The sequence below is a fragment of the Paludibacterium yongneupense DSM 18731 genome, assembly GCF_000422925.1.
Lineage (GTDB): Bacteria > Pseudomonadota > Gammaproteobacteria > Burkholderiales > Chromobacteriaceae > Paludibacterium > Paludibacterium yongneupense.
In genome coordinates, this window is record NZ_AUGZ01000019.1 from 1 (window position 1) to 16,113 (window position 16,113).

General features: G+C 62.4%; 11 protein-coding genes. 5 read left to right on the top strand and 6 right to left on the bottom strand.

The features are described from left to right. The first annotated feature begins 572 nt into the window (after positions 1-572). Complete coding sequence (locus G520_RS0108525) at positions 573-2,318, top strand: NAD-dependent malic enzyme (RefSeq protein WP_051229279.1); 1,746 nt, start codon at positions 573-575, stop codon at positions 2,316-2,318. Positions 2,319-2,390: 72 nt separating this feature from the next. Here the strand turns inward: G520_RS0108525 and G520_RS22180 are convergent, their stop codons facing one another. Continuing rightward, positions 2,391-4,013, bottom strand: a complete 1,623-nt coding sequence (locus G520_RS22180; protein ID WP_169449824.1) for a methyl-accepting chemotaxis protein — start codon at positions 4,011-4,013, stop codon at positions 2,391-2,393. A gap of 209 nt (positions 4,014-4,222) precedes the next feature. On the opposite strand from G520_RS22180, the gene G520_RS0108535 reads away from it, so the two are divergent. Then, positions 4,223-4,972 carry an MgtC/SapB family protein gene (locus G520_RS0108535; RefSeq protein WP_036665837.1) on the top strand — a complete coding sequence of 250 codons (750 nt, stop codon included), beginning with the start codon at positions 4,223-4,225 and terminating at the stop codon, positions 4,970-4,972. A 68-nt stretch (positions 4,973-5,040) separates the two neighbouring features. Beyond that, a complete protein-coding gene (locus G520_RS0108540) occupies positions 5,041-5,817 on the top strand; it encodes an HAD-IIA family hydrolase (RefSeq protein ID WP_028535279.1) in 777 nt (258 codons plus the stop codon). A gap of 59 nt (positions 5,818-5,876) precedes the next feature. Here the strand turns inward: G520_RS0108540 and G520_RS22185 are convergent, their stop codons facing one another. Both G520_RS22185 and G520_RS0108550 read right to left on the bottom strand, forming a co-directional pair. Beyond that, a complete protein-coding gene (locus tag G520_RS22185; RefSeq protein ID WP_036665840.1) occupies positions 5,877-7,118 on the bottom strand; it encodes a dicarboxylate/amino acid:cation symporter in 1,242 nt (413 codons plus the stop codon). Positions 7,119-7,376: 258 nt separating this feature from the next. After that, the gene (locus G520_RS0108550; protein WP_028535280.1) at positions 7,377-9,218 is read right to left on the bottom strand and encodes a sigma-54-dependent Fis family transcriptional regulator; all 1,842 of its coding nucleotides are present in this window, start codon (positions 9,216-9,218) and stop codon (positions 7,377-7,379) included. A 238-nt stretch (positions 9,219-9,456) separates the two neighbouring features. On the opposite strand from G520_RS0108550, the gene adh reads away from it, so the two are divergent. Both adh and G520_RS0108560 read left to right on the top strand, forming a co-directional pair. Beyond that, positions 9,457-10,977 carry an aldehyde dehydrogenase gene (adh, locus tag G520_RS0108555; RefSeq protein ID WP_028535281.1) on the top strand — a complete coding sequence of 507 codons (1,521 nt, stop codon included), beginning with the start codon at positions 9,457-9,459 and terminating at the stop codon, positions 10,975-10,977. A gap of 108 nt (positions 10,978-11,085) precedes the next feature. Then, the gene (locus tag G520_RS0108560) at positions 11,086-11,334 is read left to right on the top strand and encodes a hypothetical protein (RefSeq protein WP_028535282.1); all 249 of its coding nucleotides are present in this window, start codon (positions 11,086-11,088) and stop codon (positions 11,332-11,334) included. Between the two features lie 39 nt (positions 11,335-11,373). Here the strand turns inward: G520_RS0108560 and G520_RS0108565 are convergent, their stop codons facing one another. The 3 genes from G520_RS0108565 to G520_RS0108575 form a co-directional block, all read right to left on the bottom strand. Continuing rightward, the gene (locus G520_RS0108565; RefSeq protein WP_028535283.1) at positions 11,374-12,996 is read right to left on the bottom strand and encodes a methyl-accepting chemotaxis protein; all 1,623 of its coding nucleotides are present in this window, start codon (positions 12,994-12,996) and stop codon (positions 11,374-11,376) included. Positions 12,997-13,361: 365 nt separating this feature from the next. Next, a complete protein-coding gene (locus G520_RS0108570; protein ID WP_028535284.1) occupies positions 13,362-14,462 on the bottom strand; it encodes a glycerol dehydrogenase in 1,101 nt (366 codons plus the stop codon). 146 nt (positions 14,463-14,608) lie between these two features. Further along, positions 14,609-16,102 carry an MFS transporter gene (locus tag G520_RS0108575; protein WP_028535285.1) on the bottom strand — a complete coding sequence of 498 codons (1,494 nt, stop codon included), beginning with the start codon at positions 16,100-16,102 and terminating at the stop codon, positions 14,609-14,611. Positions 16,103-16,113: the final 11 nt, after the last annotated feature.

Sequence of the window (16,113 nt, forward strand, 5' to 3'; positions counted from 1 at the left end):
ATGGGGAAGTTCTCGAGCGCGCGCAGGGTATGCACACCATAGTAGGCTTCGTCCGGTACGTCTTTATCTCCCAGCAGATCGTGTTCGATGCGATAGGTGTTCATGGTGGCTTCTCCTGTAAATGCGGGCGGCGGCGCTGACTGCCGGCTTCACCCCGTATAAGCAGGTGTTGTGCCATGGCGGAGTATCGTCTAGTCATATAGCAAGGCATTGAAAATAAACGGGTTGTTGAACCGGCTCGATATCGTTCGTTCGGTTTTCCGAACGCGCGCCGTCGCTGCCGATTCGGCGTCGCGAACGACTGTCGACAGGGAGAGGTGACGGGATGCCGACGCGTGTGCGGCAATCTGTACGGTATTCCGAATGCGACTCATTTTACTTTGCGGGAGAAGGGGGCAAAATCAAAGGTTTGCACGGCCTGTATCGTTGCGCATCGCCAGGCACGGCTTGTGCTAGTGACGGGGTGATGCCGCGCACGCTGCGGCGAGCTTGAATTGATCTGACGCCAGGGCGGACGCGCTCCGTTTTGCGTAAAATATCATTTAATAGTTATTTGATGATGGAGATTTGAAATGGGTTCCAAGTTTAGTGCGGCACCGGTGCCGAAGCATGCGACCGTGTGTTCGATAGAAACGGCTTTGTCTGAAATGGACCTGTTGTCCGACCCCTTGCTGAACAAGGGAACCGCTTTTACCGAAGCCGAACGCGATCAGTTCGGTCTGCACGGCCTGCTTCCCCCCAATGTCATGACGATCGAAGAACAGGTATCGCGCCGGCTGGAAGCGCTGCGCGCGCTGCCGACCGACCTCGATCGCTACGTGATGCTGCGCGAGTTGCAGGACACCAACGAGACCCTGTTCTTCGCCTTGCTGACGGATCACATCGAAGAGATGCTGCCGGTTATCTACACCCCGACCGTCGGCGCCGGCTGCCAGCGTTTCAGCCAGCTCTACCGCAAGCCGCGCGGCCTGTTTCTCAGCATCCCGCACAAGGACCTGATCCGCAAGATCCTGGCCAATCCGCGCTTCGACAACGTCGAAGCCATCGTGGTGACCGACGGCGAACGCATTCTCGGCCTCGGCGACCAGGGTGCCGGCGGCATGGGTATCCCGATCGGAAAACTGGCGTTGTACTCCGGTGTCGGCGGTCTGCACCCGGCCACCACGCTGCCGATCACGCTCGACGTCGGTACCGACAATCAGGAGCGCCTGGCCGATCCGCTCTATATCGGCTGGCGCCATGAGCGCGTGCGTGGCGATGAATACGATGCCTTTATCGATGAATTCATCCGCGCGGTGAAAGAACGCTGGCCGCACGTGCTGCTGCAGTGGGAAGACTTCGCCAAGAACAATGCCAGCCGCCTGCTGGAACGCTACCGCGACGAGCTGTGCTCGTTCAACGACGACGTGCAGGGCACCGCCGCCGTCGCGACCGGCACCCTGCTGGCGGCGATCAATGTCACCGGCAAGCCGCTGACCGAACAGCGCATCGCCGTGTTCGGCGGGGGCTCTGCCGGCTGCGGCATCGCTTCGCTGATCCAGCGCACGCTGGTCGAAGCCGGTCTGACGGCTGAAGAGGCGGCCGGCCGCTTCTACGTCGTCGACCGTTTCGGTCTGATGCTGGAAGGCGTCGTGCCGATGGAGTCGCTGGAGCCGTTCCAGCGTCGTTTCGTGCAGAAAGCGTCGACGGTCGACGGCTGGGAGCTGGAACAGGCGGGTCGGGTCTCACTGTTCGATGTGATGAAGAATGCGCATCCGACGGTGCTGATCGGCGTATCGGGCCAGACCGGCGCTTTCAGCGAGAAGATCGTGCGCGAAATGGCGCGCCACACCGAGCGCCCGGTGATCTTCCCGCTGTCCAACCCGACCGCCAACAGCGAAGCGCGGCCGCAGGATCTGGTCGAGTGGACCGGGGGACGCGTGGTGATGGGAACCGGCAGCCCGTTTCCGCCGATCGACCGCAACGGCGTCGAGTTCAAGGTCGATCAGACCAATAACTCCTATATCTTTCCGGGCGTCGGTGTTGCCGCCATCGCGTTGAAGATTCCCCGCATTACCGATGCGCTGTTCATGGCCGCGGCCAAGGCCCTCGCGGAATTGTCGCCGGCCCGTCTCGATGCGCAGGCCAATCTGCTGCCGCCGGTCAGCGATCTGCGCAGCGTGTCGCGCGCGGTGGCTCTGTCGGTCGGGAAGCAGGCGCTGGCCGATGGCCTGATCCACGATCTGAGTGCGCAGCAGATCGCGCGCCTGGTCGACGAAAAAATCTGGGAACCGCGCTATCCGGAGATGCGCTTGAGCGAAGACGGCACGCAGGCCTGAAGCCTCGCTGCCCGTGCACGAAGAAGCCCGGCCTTGTGCCGGGCTTTGTCGTGCACGGGCAGGCCGTCTTGGCTAAAGTGTGTACTGCGCAAGAATGCCTATCTGGATATGGGCCAGCTCGTTGAGCCGGGCCGCGCTGCTGGCGGTTTGCTCTGCCGCTGCGCTCGACTGCCCTGTCATCTGCGCCGTCTGTTCCACCTGCGCGGCGATGGCATTGCCGGCGCTGCCTTGCTCCTGGATGGCCAAGGTGATTTCGTTGACCCGGTCGGCGGTGTCGTGCGAAGAATTGCCGATGCGTCCGATGGCCTGGGCGGCGACATCGGCGCGCCCCACACCCGTCGTGACCAGGTCTTCCGCCGATTGCATCTGGGCGGTGGCGTCCTGTGAATGCTTCACCATGGTTTCGATGGTGGCGGCGATTTCCTGCGTGGACAGTGTCGTACGCTCCGCCAGCTTGCGGACTTCATCGGCGACGACGGCGAAGCCACGCCCCTGTTCTCCTGCGCGTGCCGCTTCGATGGCGGCGTTGAGCGCCAGCAGATTGGTCTGCTCCGCGATCTCGCCGATGACATTGATGACACTCCCGACCTTGCCCGTATAGCGCACCATTTCCCGGATGCTCGAGCCGGCCGTCCCGACCACGCTGGAAATCTCATGGATGTCGCGGATGGTCTGGCCTATCGTGTCTCCGCCTTCGCGGGCGAGCGCGCCGGCTTCGCTGGCGAGGTTATAGGTTTCGTGTGCGCGATCGGCGACGTGGTTGATGCTGACTGTCATCTGCTCCACCGTCGCGGCCATGGCGGCCGAAGCTTCGCTCTGCTGCGTTGCGGCATCGGCCACTTGCCCGGCTGTCTGCTTCAACTGATCTGCGGCAGCGGCCACTTCGTTGGCACCGTCCAGTATTTGGCCGAGATTGGCGCACATGCGTTGCTGCAGATGATTGAAGGCGGCGGCGGTGCGGCCAAGCTCGTCCTGGGTCAGGACATCGATGCGGGTGGTCAGATTCTGAGAGACGCTGATCTCTTCCATCACTTCGCGAAAGGTGTTGAGCCGACGGCGTATCATACTGGCCAGGCGGTAGCCCAATGCCCCGACAATCGCGGCGACGGCGATCAGGATGCCGAGCTGCGAGGCTTTCTCGATGGCGTAGGCATGCTCGTTGGTCTGGCGCAGCGTGGCGGCGAGCCGGGCGTTGTAGTCCATGTGCGCCGACAAATCGCGGTTCACCGCGACGGCGGCGCGGCGGAACTCGCTGTCCGGCGCTATCGCCTGCTGCAGGCCGATGGTGTCGTTGGCGCGAGATCGTGCAAAAACCGTCGCCTGAACCGCCATATAGTGGTCCATATCGGCTTTTTCCTGCGCGAGCATTCTGCGCTCGTCATCATCGGCGGCGAGGTCTTTTTCAAAACGTGCGATATCCTGCAGGAAATGATCGTGCAGGGCGGCGACACGCTGTTCGTAGGCGAGCTTGTCTTGCGCGCCGGCGGCAAGCGCATGGTCGCGGGTGGCGATGCGGATCTGGCTGGCGGTGTCGCGCGCGTCGTCGAGCAACTGGATGGCGGGTATTTCCCGTCCCTGTATCAGCTCGAAGCGCTGCTGGGCCGTGCTCAGCCCCCACAAGCCGTTGACTCCGATGCCGAGCAGCCCGAGCAAGGCGAACAGCAGCATAACGGTGATACGTCCGGCAATACTCATGTCAGCCTCCATCTGAATATTCATTCAAGCGAGTTATGCCTTAAACGTTCCTTCACAACAACAGACCGCGATTGCCCGGGGTCAAGTAATGACCATCGCATCGAAGGGGGCGACGATTTCGGCTTGAACACTGCATGAATCATGCTAGCGATGTTGCGTACATGTAGGCATGTATACTTAAGGGTCGATGCATGCTTTCAGGAAGCTATATGCCAGTGACATTATCTGAATTGTTTTCACAGTACTGGGGCGCTCCCAAGTTATTCATCAACCTGATGATCTTTTTGCATCTGCTGGGTTCGCTGGCACTCGGGATGATGGTGGGCTACGAGCGGTCCTACAACGGCAGGGCGGCCGGCATGCGCACCTACGGACTGGTCTGCATGGCATCGACGGCGGCTGTCGTCATCGTCGGGTATTCGCAGAGCTGGTATGGCGGCGGGTTGGGCAATATGCTGCACGGGGATATGACCCGGGTGGCGCAGGGCATCCTCTCCGGCATCGGCTTTCTTGGTGCCGGCCTGATCATGAAGGAGGGCTTCAGCATCAGCGGACTGACTTCAGCCGCCTCGATCTGGGCATCGGCGGTGATCGGCATCCTGGTCGGGGTCGGTTTCTATGCCGCTGCCATCATGCTGGCAGTGCTGGCTGTCCTGTGCCTGGTTGTGGTCAGCCGTATCGAGAGAATGTTGCCAGGCCGGGCGAGTCTGTACATCACGATGCGTTTCTCGCGCGACCATCCATGGACGATGGAGCGCCTGCGCGGCGATCTGGACAGCTTCGGTTTCATCCTGCACGAGGATTCTCTGTCGGTGCGGGTAAGCGAGGCATCTTCAGAGTGGAGTTATATGGTGTCCGCCAAGGACAAGAAAAATACCCGCACGGTCACGCATCTGACGATGGATATCCTGCGGGTCGAGCATATCGAAGAATTCAGCGTGCAGCCGGCACGAAATTGAGAGACGGGCCATGGCCCGCCAGCGCGTGGCATGGATGCCGCGCAAACGATCACTGAGAAGGGAAAGTCATGGGCAAGAGCATTATTTCCGACATGGATGGCGTGATTTATCGTGGCAAGCAGCTGATTCCGGGGGCCCGGGAGTTCGTGCAACGCCTGTTCGATACCCGAACTCCGTTTCTGTTTCTGACCAATAACGCCGAGCAGACTCCGCTCGATCTCAAGCTTAAACTCGAAGAACTCGGGATTCCGGGCTTGAGCGAGGACAATTTTATTACCAGTGCGATGGCGACGGCGATGTTCCTGAAAAGCCAGAAGCGCAAGGAGCAAGCGACCGCCTATGTTGTCGGCGGCGGTGGTCTGATCAATGAGCTCTATAACGTCGGGTTTTCCATTTCCGAATCGCGTCCCGACTATGTCGTGGTCGCCAAATCGTCGACTTTCAGTTTCGAGCAATTGAAAAAGGCCGTGCGCCTGATCGACCAGGGCGCCAAATTCATCGGCACCAATCCCGACATGATCGACCCGGTCGAGGGGGGGTACGAACCGGCTGCCGGGACGTTGCTGGCCGCCATTTCGGCCGCGACCGGCAAAAAACCGTATATCGTCGGCAAACCCAATTCTCTGATGATGTTGCTGGCGACACGCAAGCTGGGGGTACATCCTGATGATGCCGTCATGATTGGCGATAGGATGGATACCGATATCGTGGGCGGACTGGAGGCGGGCATGCGAACGGCGCTGGTGCTCTCCGGTGTCTCCACGCTGGCGTCGGTCAGCCATTTCCCCTATCAGCCCGACTATGTCTTTGACAGCGTTGGCGATATCGACCCGTTGGCCTTGTAAGACGGACAAAAAAAAACGCATCGCAGCCGCCGGCTGCGATGCGTATCCGAAAAGACGGCTCAGAGCTCTTCGTTCTGTGCCCCGATAGCGCGTTCCGACTGGGCGACCACGGTCGTGGCCAGCGCGTTGCCGATCACATTGGTCGCGGTGCGGAACATGTCGAGGAAGTGGTCGACGCCGAGCAGCAGCAGGACGCCGGCCTCCGGCAGATGGAACATCGGCAGCACGGCCGCCACCACCACCAGCGCCGAGCGCGGAACGCCGGCGATCCCCTTGCTGGTCACCAGGAGCACCAGCAGCATGGTGATCTGCTGGCCGAGGCTCAGCGGAATGTTATACACCTGGGCGATGAACAGCGAGGCAAAAGCCGAGTACAGCATCGAGCCGTCCAGATTGAAGGAATAGCCGAGCGGCAGCACGAAGCCGGCGACACGTTCGCTGACGCCGAACTTCTCCAGTTGCTCCAGGACTTTCGGGTAGGCGGCTTCCGAACTGGCGGTGGCGAAGCCGAGCAGGAAGGGGGTACGCATGCTTTTGAGCAGCGCGAACACCTGGCGGCCGAGAAAGGCGTAGCCGGCTGCGACCAGGATGGCCCACAAGGTCAGCGTGGCCAGGATGAAGGTGCCGAGGAAGCGGGCGTAGACAGCCAGGATGCCCAGACCGTCTGTGGTGATGGTGGCGGCTACCGCGCCGAACACGCCGAGCGGGGCCAGGCACATCACATAACCGGTTACCTTGAGCATGACATGCGAAATCTCTCCGATGGTGCCGAGCAGATAGCGCGGTGCCTTGTCCTTGATCGCACCCAGTGCAAAGCCGAAGAACATCGAGAAGATCACGATCTGCAGCACTTCGTTATTGCTCATCGCCTCGAAGAAGCTCTTCGGGAACATGTGCGCGACGAAATCCTTGAGATTGAGCGCATTGGCCTTGATGGTGCTGGCAGCGCCGTCGGTCGGGATCGGCAGGTTGTAGCCGACGCCAGGTTGCATCACATTGACAAACAGCAGGCCGAGGAATAGCGAGATCAGCGAGGCGACGACGAACCAGCCCATGGCCTTGACCCCGATGCGTCCCACCGACTTCGAGTCACTGCTGGCAACGCCGTAAACCAGCGTGGAGAAAATCAGGGGGCCGATGATCATCTTGATCATGCGCAAGAAGATATCCGTCAACAGCGCGAAGTTGGCGGCCAGGTCCTTGGCGGCCTTGGGGTCGAGTGAATTGTGGTTGATATAGCCGACGACGACCCCGAGAATCAGCGCGATGCTGACCCAAAGGGTGATTTTGTTTGTTTTCAACGTACTTCTCCAGTTCATTGTGATCGCCTGCCCGCCGCCTGCGGGGCTTTCCGCTGCGTCTGCGCGCAATTGGACGGAGAGTGGCAATGCAACCTGCAGGGTCGCACTCAGGGCGAGCGGGGCGTGACAGGTGCCACGGACGACATTACCCAAATATCGGAACTAACCGATCAAGCTCGCGATTTTATGGGTTTTGCCTTGAATGTGCCACCCGCATTGTGTGACCCGCAGCGACATCGACCCTCTCCATGACCGGGGTCAGTGTTTGCTGCCGAGTTTGCGGTAGATGGTGTTGCGCGAAATGCCGAGGGCGCGCGCCGCCGCGGAAACATTGCCGCGATGGGCGGTGACGGCCGCCGCGATGGCATCGTGCTCCTGCCTGCTCAAGGCGACCGAGGGGGCGTCGTCGGGCATGAAGTCGTCGGGCAGATGCGCGGGGCGGATCACGCCATCGTCATCTGCGATCGCGCAGGCGGTGCGCAACAAGGCGGCCAGCTGCCTGAAGTTGCCGGGCCAAGCGTAGCGGTGGAACAGGGCCATGACCTCGGGTGAAACCTCGCGCGCGCCGCAATGCCGGCTTTCTGCCTGCAGGATCTTGCGTACGATGACATCCAGATCGCTGCGCTCGCGCACGGGAGGCAGGCGGACGACGAGGCCATTGATGCGATAGTACAGGTCTTCGCGAAAGCGTCCCGCGGCTATCATGGCCTGCAAGTCGCGGTTGGTCGCGCAGATCAGGCTGAAATCGACCGCGAGCGGGCCGCTGCCCCCGAGCGGCTCGACCTCGCGTTCCTGCAGTACCCGCAACAAGCGCATTTGCAGCGGCAGCGGCATGTCGCCGATTTCATCGAGGAACAGGGTACCGCCGTTGGCTTGCATGAGCTTGCCGCGGTAGCCCTTGCGCCGGGCACCGGAAAAAGCGCCGTCGACATATCCGAACAGTTCGGATTCGATCAGGGTTTCCGGGATGGCCGCGCAGTTGACCGCGACAAAGCTGGCGCCGGCGCGCGGAGAGTCGCGATGGATGGCCTGCGCGAGCAATTCCTTGCCGGTCCCGGTCTCGCCGGTGATGAGAATCGGGATGTCGCGGCCGATGACTTTGGCCACTTTGTCCAGCAGCCTGCCGACCTGGGCGTCGCCGGTGTTCAGGTAGCGCAGATGGGGCAGGGCGGAGGTCCCCGGCGTCGGCGCGGGTGCGGCCCCGGGCGTGGCGCCGCGCCATTGCGCCTGCACGCAGACCTGCACGCCGCCGTGCAGGTGCAGCTCCAGCCAGGCGCTCTGCAAGCGGCAGCGCTCGAGCAGCGCGCCGGGGGCGATGCCGAACAAGGCCGCCAGAGTCCGCTCGTGGGCCATGCCATCCAGTCCCAGCTGAAAGCGCGCGCTGCCGTTCGCCGCCAGCAGGATTCCGTCGCCGGAAAAGGCGACCAGCCCTTCCATCAGGGTGCCGATGAATTCGCGGCGGCTGTGGAAACGCAAATAGAAACCATGACCGAAGGCATGATCGAACAGATGGTTCTCTATCATCTGTGCCGACATGCGGACCAGGGCCAGGGTGTGGGCGTGATAGCCGCGTTGATCGCCCGTCACATCGAGAATGCCTCCGAGCTGGCCGGAGGGTTCGAAGATGGGAACGCTGGAGCAGGTTAGGAACTGGTTGGCGCGCAGAAAATGCTGGGTGCCGTGGACGGTGACGGCACGGCGCTCGGCCAGTGCGGTGCCGATCGCGTTGGTGCCCTGATGCTCCTCGTTCCAGTCGGACCCGGCGCGCAGGGCGACGCGCGCGGCTTTCTTCAGAAAATCGTCATCGCCGAACGAGTGGAGGATCAGGCCCTTGGCATCGGTCAGCGCCACCATGCTGTGCGTATTGGCGATCTGCTGATACAAGGCTTCCATCACCGGCAGCGCATGGGTCTGCAGCGCGCGGTTCTGCTCGCGGCGCAGGCGCAGCACATCGGCCGCCAGGATGGGGTAGTGCGGGGTATCGTACTCGAGCAGACCGTAGCCGCGCGAACGCTGGTGCGCCCGGTCGAGGCCGCCGTCGGACGGGGGGTCCGCTGGCATCCCCCCTTGCGTTGTCGTCGCTACGGTCCGCTCCGGCATGCTTTGCTCTCCTCTAGACGTGACAACTGTCACACGCCCCGTGACAGTTGTTGCAGATTGGTACAGCTCCTGTCGCCGCCGCTGCCGCTCATGAGCGGCGAGGACGCGTAAGTCCTTGTATTACAGGCCCGCCGAGACACGTATGACGTTTTTACCCTGATGGCACGCCGATTGCAATTGGCAAGGCTCCGGCGTCGCATCAGGTGGCGGCGGAGCCACAACACGGGAGACTACGCTCATGAATCAGGCAGAAATGCAGCATCTCGGTTTGCCCTTTCCCTTCAAGCAGGAATACGGCAATTTTATCGGCGGCGAGTGGGTCGCCCCGGTGGACAATGTCTATTTCGACAACACGACGCCGATCAACGGCGAGGTCATCTGCCGCGTCGCCCGTTCCGGCGCCGCCGATGTCGAGCTGGCACTGGATGCCGCCCATGCCGCGCGTGTGGCCTGGGGACGTACATCGGCTGCCGATCGCGCCAACCTGCTCAATCGCATCGCCGACCGCATGGAAGCCAATCTGGCCATGCTCGCGGCGGCGGAGTCCATCGACAACGGCAAGCCCATCCGCGAGACGCAGGCGGCCGACCTGCCGCTGGCCATCGACCATTTCCGCTATTTTGCCGGTTGCATCCGCGCGCAGGAAGGCGGTATTTCGGAACTGGATCGTGACACCGTGGCCTATCATTTCCAGGAGCCGCTGGGAGTGGTGGCACAGATCATTCCGTGGAATTTCCCGTTGCTGATGGCGGTGTGGAAGCTCGCCCCCGCGCTGGCCGCCGGCAACTGCGTGGTACTCAAGCCGGCGGAACAGACTCCGGCTTCCATCATGGTCCTGATGGATTTGATCCGCGATCTGTTGCCGCCCGGCGTCGTCAATGTGGTCAACGGCTTCGGGCCCGAAGCCGGCAAACCGCTGGCCATGAGCCCGCGCGTGGCCAAGGTCGCGTTTACCGGCGAAACCGGCACCGGACGCCTGATCATGCAGTATGCGAGCCAGAACCTGATCCCGGTCACGCTGGAGCTGGGCGGCAAGAGCCCCAATATTTTCTTTGCGGATGTGATGGATCGCGACGATGCCTATTTCGACAAGGCCCTGGAAGGCTTTGCCATGTTCGCGCTCAATCAGGGCGAGGTGTGTACCTGCCCGTCGCGCGCGCTCGTCCAGGAGTCGATTTTCGATCGCTTCATGGAGCGGGCGGTCAAACGCGTTGCGGCGATCAAGCAAGGGCACCCGCTGGACCCGAACACCATGATAGGCGCTCAGGCATCGCGCGAGCAGTACGACAAAATCCTGTCCTATCTGAAGCTGGGGCCGGAGGAAGGCGCGCGCTGCCTGATCGGGGGCGCGGCGGCGAAGCTCGGCGGCGGGCTGGAAAACGGCTACTACATCCAGCCGACTGTGTTCGTCGGCCATAACAAGATGCGCATCTTCCAGGAGGAGATTTTCGGGCCGGTGGTTTCGGTCACCTCCTTCCGCGACGAAGACGAAGCGCTGGCCATTGCCAACGATTCGCTGTACGGCCTGGGCGCGGGGCTGTGGACACGCGATTCGACGCGCGCATACCGCTTCGGACGCGCGATCGAGGCCGGGCGGGTGTGGACCAACTGCTATCACGCCTATCCGGCGCACGCCGCGTTCGGGGGGTACAAGCAGTCGGGCATCGGCCGCGAGAATCACAAGATGATGCTCGCGCATTACCAGCAGACCAAATGTCTGCTGGTCAACTACTCCGACCAGGCGCTCGGTTTCTTCTGAGCCTGAAGCGCTGCCGCCCGGCTGCCGGGCGGCAGCTTGGGCAGTGCCATCCTGGTAGTGTTATGCTAGCGACTTCGATATAACCATGACACTGAAAAGGATATAGCGATGGCAAGCGAAACCTGGCAAGAAGGCGATTACCTGCTGCGTGTCGATGTTCAGTTGTCCCTAGGCGGCGGCTACCTCGGCATATTGTCCATCGACCGCGTCGCGGGCATCCCGGACGCTCCCAAAGTGGCCGTCGCTCCGTTCGCCGTGTGCGACGGGGAGAAATTCGAAGACCGGGCGCTGGCCTCCATCAATGCTTTCACGGTCGGCAGGCAGCGGGTGAGCGAAGGCGACGGCTTGTTATGCTGAGCGTCGAGCCGGCATGCCGGCCCGACGGCAAAGGCGCGCTCAGGCGCTGACTTTGAAACGTGCGATGGTGCTGTGCAGGGTCGAGGCGTGTTGCCGCAGATCATGTGCCGAGGCGGCCGTGGCACGGGTGCTGGCACTGCTTTCTTCCGTCATCTGTGCAACCCGCTCGATCTGCTGCGCGATATTGTTGCTGGCCTGCGACTGTTCGCGCATGGCGCCGGATATCTCGCTGACCTGATCGACTACGGCGTGGGTGCTGCCGAGTATCCGCTCGATCGCCGCCGTTGCCCGTTCCGCCTGGCTGACGCCGGCCTGGACCTGGCTCACGACCTGCTGCATCGACGCCACGGTGTGTTCGGCACCGTTCTGGATTGCCTCTATCATGCCGCTGATTTCCCGGGTCGAGGTCGCCGTGCGCTCGGCCAGCTTGCGGACTTCGTCGGCGACCACGGCAAAACCGCGCCCCTGCTCGCCTGCGCGTGCGGCCTCGATGGCGGCGTTGAGGGCGAGCAGATTGGTTTGTTCTGCGATATCGCGGATCACGCCGACCACGGCGTCGATGCGTGCGGTCTGCCCTTTCAGATTCTCGATCTTGTCCGCGGCTTCGGCGACAGTGTCCGAGGTGGTCCGGATGGCGGTGATCGTGTTGTTGATCACGTTACTGCCGTCGCTGGCGTCGGAGCCTGCCTGGCGACCGCTGTTGTCGGCCTGCTCCGCCCGGTCGGCCACGTGGGTGACGCTGACCGTCATTTGCTCGACGGCGGCCGACATGCCGGCCGTGGCTTCGCTCACGTGCTGCGTGGCCTGTGCCATCTGGTGCGAGGCGGTGGCGACGTTTTGCGCGCTGCCGTTGATATCGTCGCCCACCCGGCTGATCTGGTTGAGCGCCTCCTGCAGCGTGGACAGCAAGTGGTTGACCGCGGCGACGGTCTCGCTGATTTCGTCGTGGCCGCCGACTTCGATGCGCCGAGTGAAGTCGAGACTGGCAGCCAGCTCGATGACGCCACCGCGCAGCGTTTCCAGCGGAGTTCGGATTTGTCTGACCAGCCAGATCCCGCCGGCGAGCAGGATGGCGGTCGTGGCGGCCAGAATCGAGGTCAGCATGAGCCGGCTCGTGCTCAGCGTTGCCGCGACATCGGCGTTGGACTTGTCCACGAGTTGCTGATTATAGGCGACCGCCTTGTTGATCGCGTCGGCCGCAGCCTGGGACATGGGGGTCGTCTCGTTGGCGATCAGCTCGCGTGCGGCATCGATTTTTTCCTGATCGGACAGGGCGAGCACCCCGGGTACAACCTTGAGCAGGCGGTCGATCGCCGCCTCGGCGGCGTCGATTTTGGCCCGGTCCTGAGCATCCGAAATCATGGTCTGCTTGTAGTCGGCAAACCCCGTGGCGATTTTGGCTTGCCCCTGATCGATGACCTGGCGCTGGGCGTTCTTTTCGGCGGCGCCCTTGGCCAGTACATGTTTGAGAATGCCGCGGCGCACGTCGCTGAGCTGGCTGCGTATTGCCACGAGTTTGCTCATCGAGGGAATCGCATCATGCGTGATGTTCTCGACCGACTGGTTGATTGCGCTCAACTGGCGCAGGGTGATCCCGGCGTTCAGCAGCAGGCCGAACAAACCGAACGCAAGCAACAGGTATAGCTTCCCGGATATTTTCATCGCGATGTCCTCGGTGATAGGGCTAGCGCCATGTCGCGCGGCGATAACGCACGTGGGCGAGCCGTATTTGTAATTAATTATTCGCTTTGTGGAATATAGTACATGGCCATTTCGCCAGTACATCTCTTGCGGGTGCGTGAAGATAACGGCTCTGAGCCCCGTCTCTGTTGCGGTGACGGGGTGGGTGGAGTCAGGCCTGGGTGCCTGCGAGCGCGGACGCCCAGGCGCAAGGTGCGGCCGATGGATGGAAATCGAGGGAGGGTCGCGGTGCGCCGGCGTTGGCGAGCGAAGCTAAAGCCGGGCGGTACGAAAAACGGCGAGCCTGGGCTCGCCGTCTTCCGCGGCAGTGCGGGGGTGCGAAGCGCTCAGGCGTAGCGTTTGCCTATCGCATCCGCGGCGCGCATCGCGTCATAGACTTGGTCCGGCGTACAACGACGAAGCATATTCGCCATCGAATCGCCCTCCGCGCAGGCGATCTCGGCCACGCGCCGCCAGTCTGCTTCGATGAAGGCGGTCAGCCCGAATTCGTCCAGCGACAAGGGAAGGCCGACCGTTTTCATGATGCGGATGACTTCGGCGAACTCCTCTTCCGGCGCCCCTTCCAGCACCAGCTGCGTCAGCAGGCCGAAACCGACTTTTTCTCCATGCTGGGCGTTATGCAGTTGCGGTATGGCCGACATGCCGTTATTGACCGCATGCGCTGCCGCCAGGCCGCCGGCTTCGGCTCCGACGCCGCTCAGATAAATCGTGGCTTCTATGATGTGTTCGAACGCGGGCGTCGCAGCTTTGGCGCGTACCGCATCCGCGGCCATGGCGACGTTCTCGCGCAATAGCTGGTAGCACAGCTCGGCCAGACCGAGCCCGGTGCGCGAGGGTTTCTTGTTGACCAGATTGACCCCGTCGGACAGATAGCAGGCGCGGGCTTCGAAATAGGTCGCGAGGGCATCGCCGACACCGGCTGCGAAAAAGCGGAAGGGGGCGGCAACGAGAATGCCGGTATCCGCCAGAACCACATCGGGATTCTGCGGCAGCCACAGATAGCGGTCGAATTCGCCGCCCTCCTTGTAGATGACCGCCAGAGCCGTGCACGGGGCGTCGGTGGAGGCGATGGTCGGGAAAATCAGCACCGGCCTGGCCGCATAGAACGCGACCGCTTTGGCGGTATCCAGCGTCTTGCCGCCACCGATGCCGACAATGACGTTGGCACCGCTGGCCTTGAAGCGGGCGAGTTGGCGATCGATTTCGGTCTGGGTGCATTCGCCGCCGAAGCGCTCGTAGCTGGCGCCGACCTTGGCCTGCGCGAGCGCGGCCCCTGCCTGTTCGCGAGTGCGCTCGAGGATGAACTCATCACAGATAAAGAAGGCATGGTCCCCATAGGCACGGACATACTCATCGATTTCGCTGAGCAGGTCGCTGCCTATGATGAACTTTTTGGGCGAGGTGACGGTGCGGGTGGGTTTTTGCATGACAAATAACTCCCTTGGCTTGGTGGTGAGCGGATGATTTCCGAAGACATCCGCCTTAGCCTAACAGCATGGCGCAAGCCCGCTGTTGATATCGATCTAGGAGCGGTGCGGCCTGCGGGAGGCTGGCCTGACCTCGCGCCGCAACCTCAGCGGAAGCGGCGCTGCAGCAGTGAAATCAGCACGCAGACGGTCCCCAGGCAGCCTATCGCGAAGAAAAAATCCAGGCTGGCCATCAGAGTCGATTGTTGCGCCACGGCGCTGGCCATGGTCTGCCAGCGTGCGGGGTCGGCCCCGGACGCCGCCGTCAGCGTCGGGTCGAGGCCCGGGCTGCCCGGGGTGAAGCGTTCGGCCAGTCGTGCGTAGTGCAGCGAGCTGCGCATCTGCAAAAGTATCGTGGCCAGCGATATTCCGGTCGAATTGAATAATTCCCGCAGCATGTTCTTTGTCTGATAGGCCTGCGAGAAAACATCCTCATCCAGCCCGGCAAAGGTATTGAGCGCCGCCGTACCCTGCCCGAGTGCCGAGAATACGGCAAACGCGGCCAGTGGCAGCAGCAGTTGCCAGCGGGCGATGTCGGGACTGGTCCGGCTGAGATCGAAGCCGAACACGGCCAGCATCAGGAAGGCGATGACCAGGTATTTGCGTTGCAGCGGGTAGTGCTTGACCAGGGCGACATGCCCGAGCGCGACCACGATAGAGAGGGTGGCCGCCGCGGAGAGGATGGCGCCGGTGCCCAGGGCGGGAAAGCCGAGTCCGCGTTGCATCATGATCGGCAGCATATAGTTGCTGCTGGACAGGACCAGGTAGCACAAGCCATAGATCAGTAAACCTGCGCGGTAGCGATCGTTCATGAAGCGTTCGAAGGGCAGAACCGGGCGCGGGCGGGAGAACTGGCCGCGTACATACACGAACAGGCAGGGGGCGCCGATCGCCAGCAAAAACAGGATGCGCGTGCCGTCGCTGAAAATATCATAAGGCGCGCGTTCGAGTGCGTACTGGATGCAGCAGGCTGCCGCCGCCAGCATGATGGTTCCCATCGGATGCAGCTGAGCGCGTTCGCGCGTGTCGTCGTGTTCCTCCAGCGTGATTTCCGACAAAATGGCGACCGGCAAGGCAAGCAGCAAGGGGCCGAGGAAGATGCCGCGCCAGGAGTGGCTTTCGAGCAGGCGTGCCGCCAGCCAGGGCGCCAGGGCGCTGGCCCCTATCAGTCCGCAGGCCAGGTAGCGGATGGCGACGCCGCGCTCTGCGCCGACGAAACGGTTGACCTGGACCCGGGCGCCGGTGAAGAAGGCCGATCCGCCCAGTGCCTGCAGCATGCGCGCCGCGATCAGCTCCTGGGGATTTCTGGCGCAGGACGCGGCCAGGGCGCCCAGGGTAAACAACAGCAAGGACAGGCGGATGAAACGGCGGTAGCCAAGCCGCTCGACCAGCCAGTTATGTTTGGCGATCATCAGGATCGCGGTGCCCGCATACGCGGCGGCGGCCAGGCTGAACTCCTCGGGGGCGGCATTGACGCCGCCCGAGATATAGGCCGACGCAAAGGAGAGCATGCCGTTTTGCATGAACTCGAGCGCCGCCATCAAGCCGATGTTGATCAGTAACAGCTGTCGATGAAACGGGGTGTAGTGCGAAAGACTCATTGATGGACTCC

Bases quoted from the DNA above. Each gene is read 5' to 3' on its own strand.
- G520_RS0108570 (WP_028535284.1), bottom strand. From the start codon at position 14,462: ATGCAAAAACCCACCCGCACCGTCACCTCGCCCAAAAAGTTCATCATA.
- G520_RS0108550 (WP_028535280.1), bottom strand. From the start codon at position 9,218: ATGCCGGAGCGGACCGTAGCGACGACAACGCAAGGGGGGATGCCAGCG.
- G520_RS22180 (WP_169449824.1), bottom strand. From the start codon at position 4,013: ATGAGTATTGCCGGACGTATCACCGTTATGCTGCTGTTCGCCTTGCTC.
- adh (WP_028535281.1), top strand. From the start codon at position 9,457: ATGAATCAGGCAGAAATGCAGCATCTCGGTTTGCCCTTTCCCTTCAAG.
- G520_RS0108535 (WP_036665837.1), top strand. From the start codon at position 4,223: ATGCCAGTGACATTATCTGAATTGTTTTCACAGTACTGGGGCGCTCCC.
- G520_RS0108560 (WP_028535282.1), top strand. From the start codon at position 11,086: ATGGCAAGCGAAACCTGGCAAGAAGGCGATTACCTGCTGCGTGTCGAT.
- G520_RS0108540 (WP_028535279.1), top strand. From the start codon at position 5,041: ATGGGCAAGAGCATTATTTCCGACATGGATGGCGTGATTTATCGTGGC.
- G520_RS0108565 (WP_028535283.1), bottom strand. From the start codon at position 12,996: ATGAAAATATCCGGGAAGCTATACCTGTTGCTTGCGTTCGGTTTGTTC.
- G520_RS0108575 (WP_028535285.1), bottom strand. From the start codon at position 16,102: ATGAGTCTTTCGCACTACACCCCGTTTCATCGACAGCTGTTACTGATC.
- G520_RS0108525 (WP_051229279.1), top strand. From the start codon at position 573: ATGGGTTCCAAGTTTAGTGCGGCACCGGTGCCGAAGCATGCGACCGTG.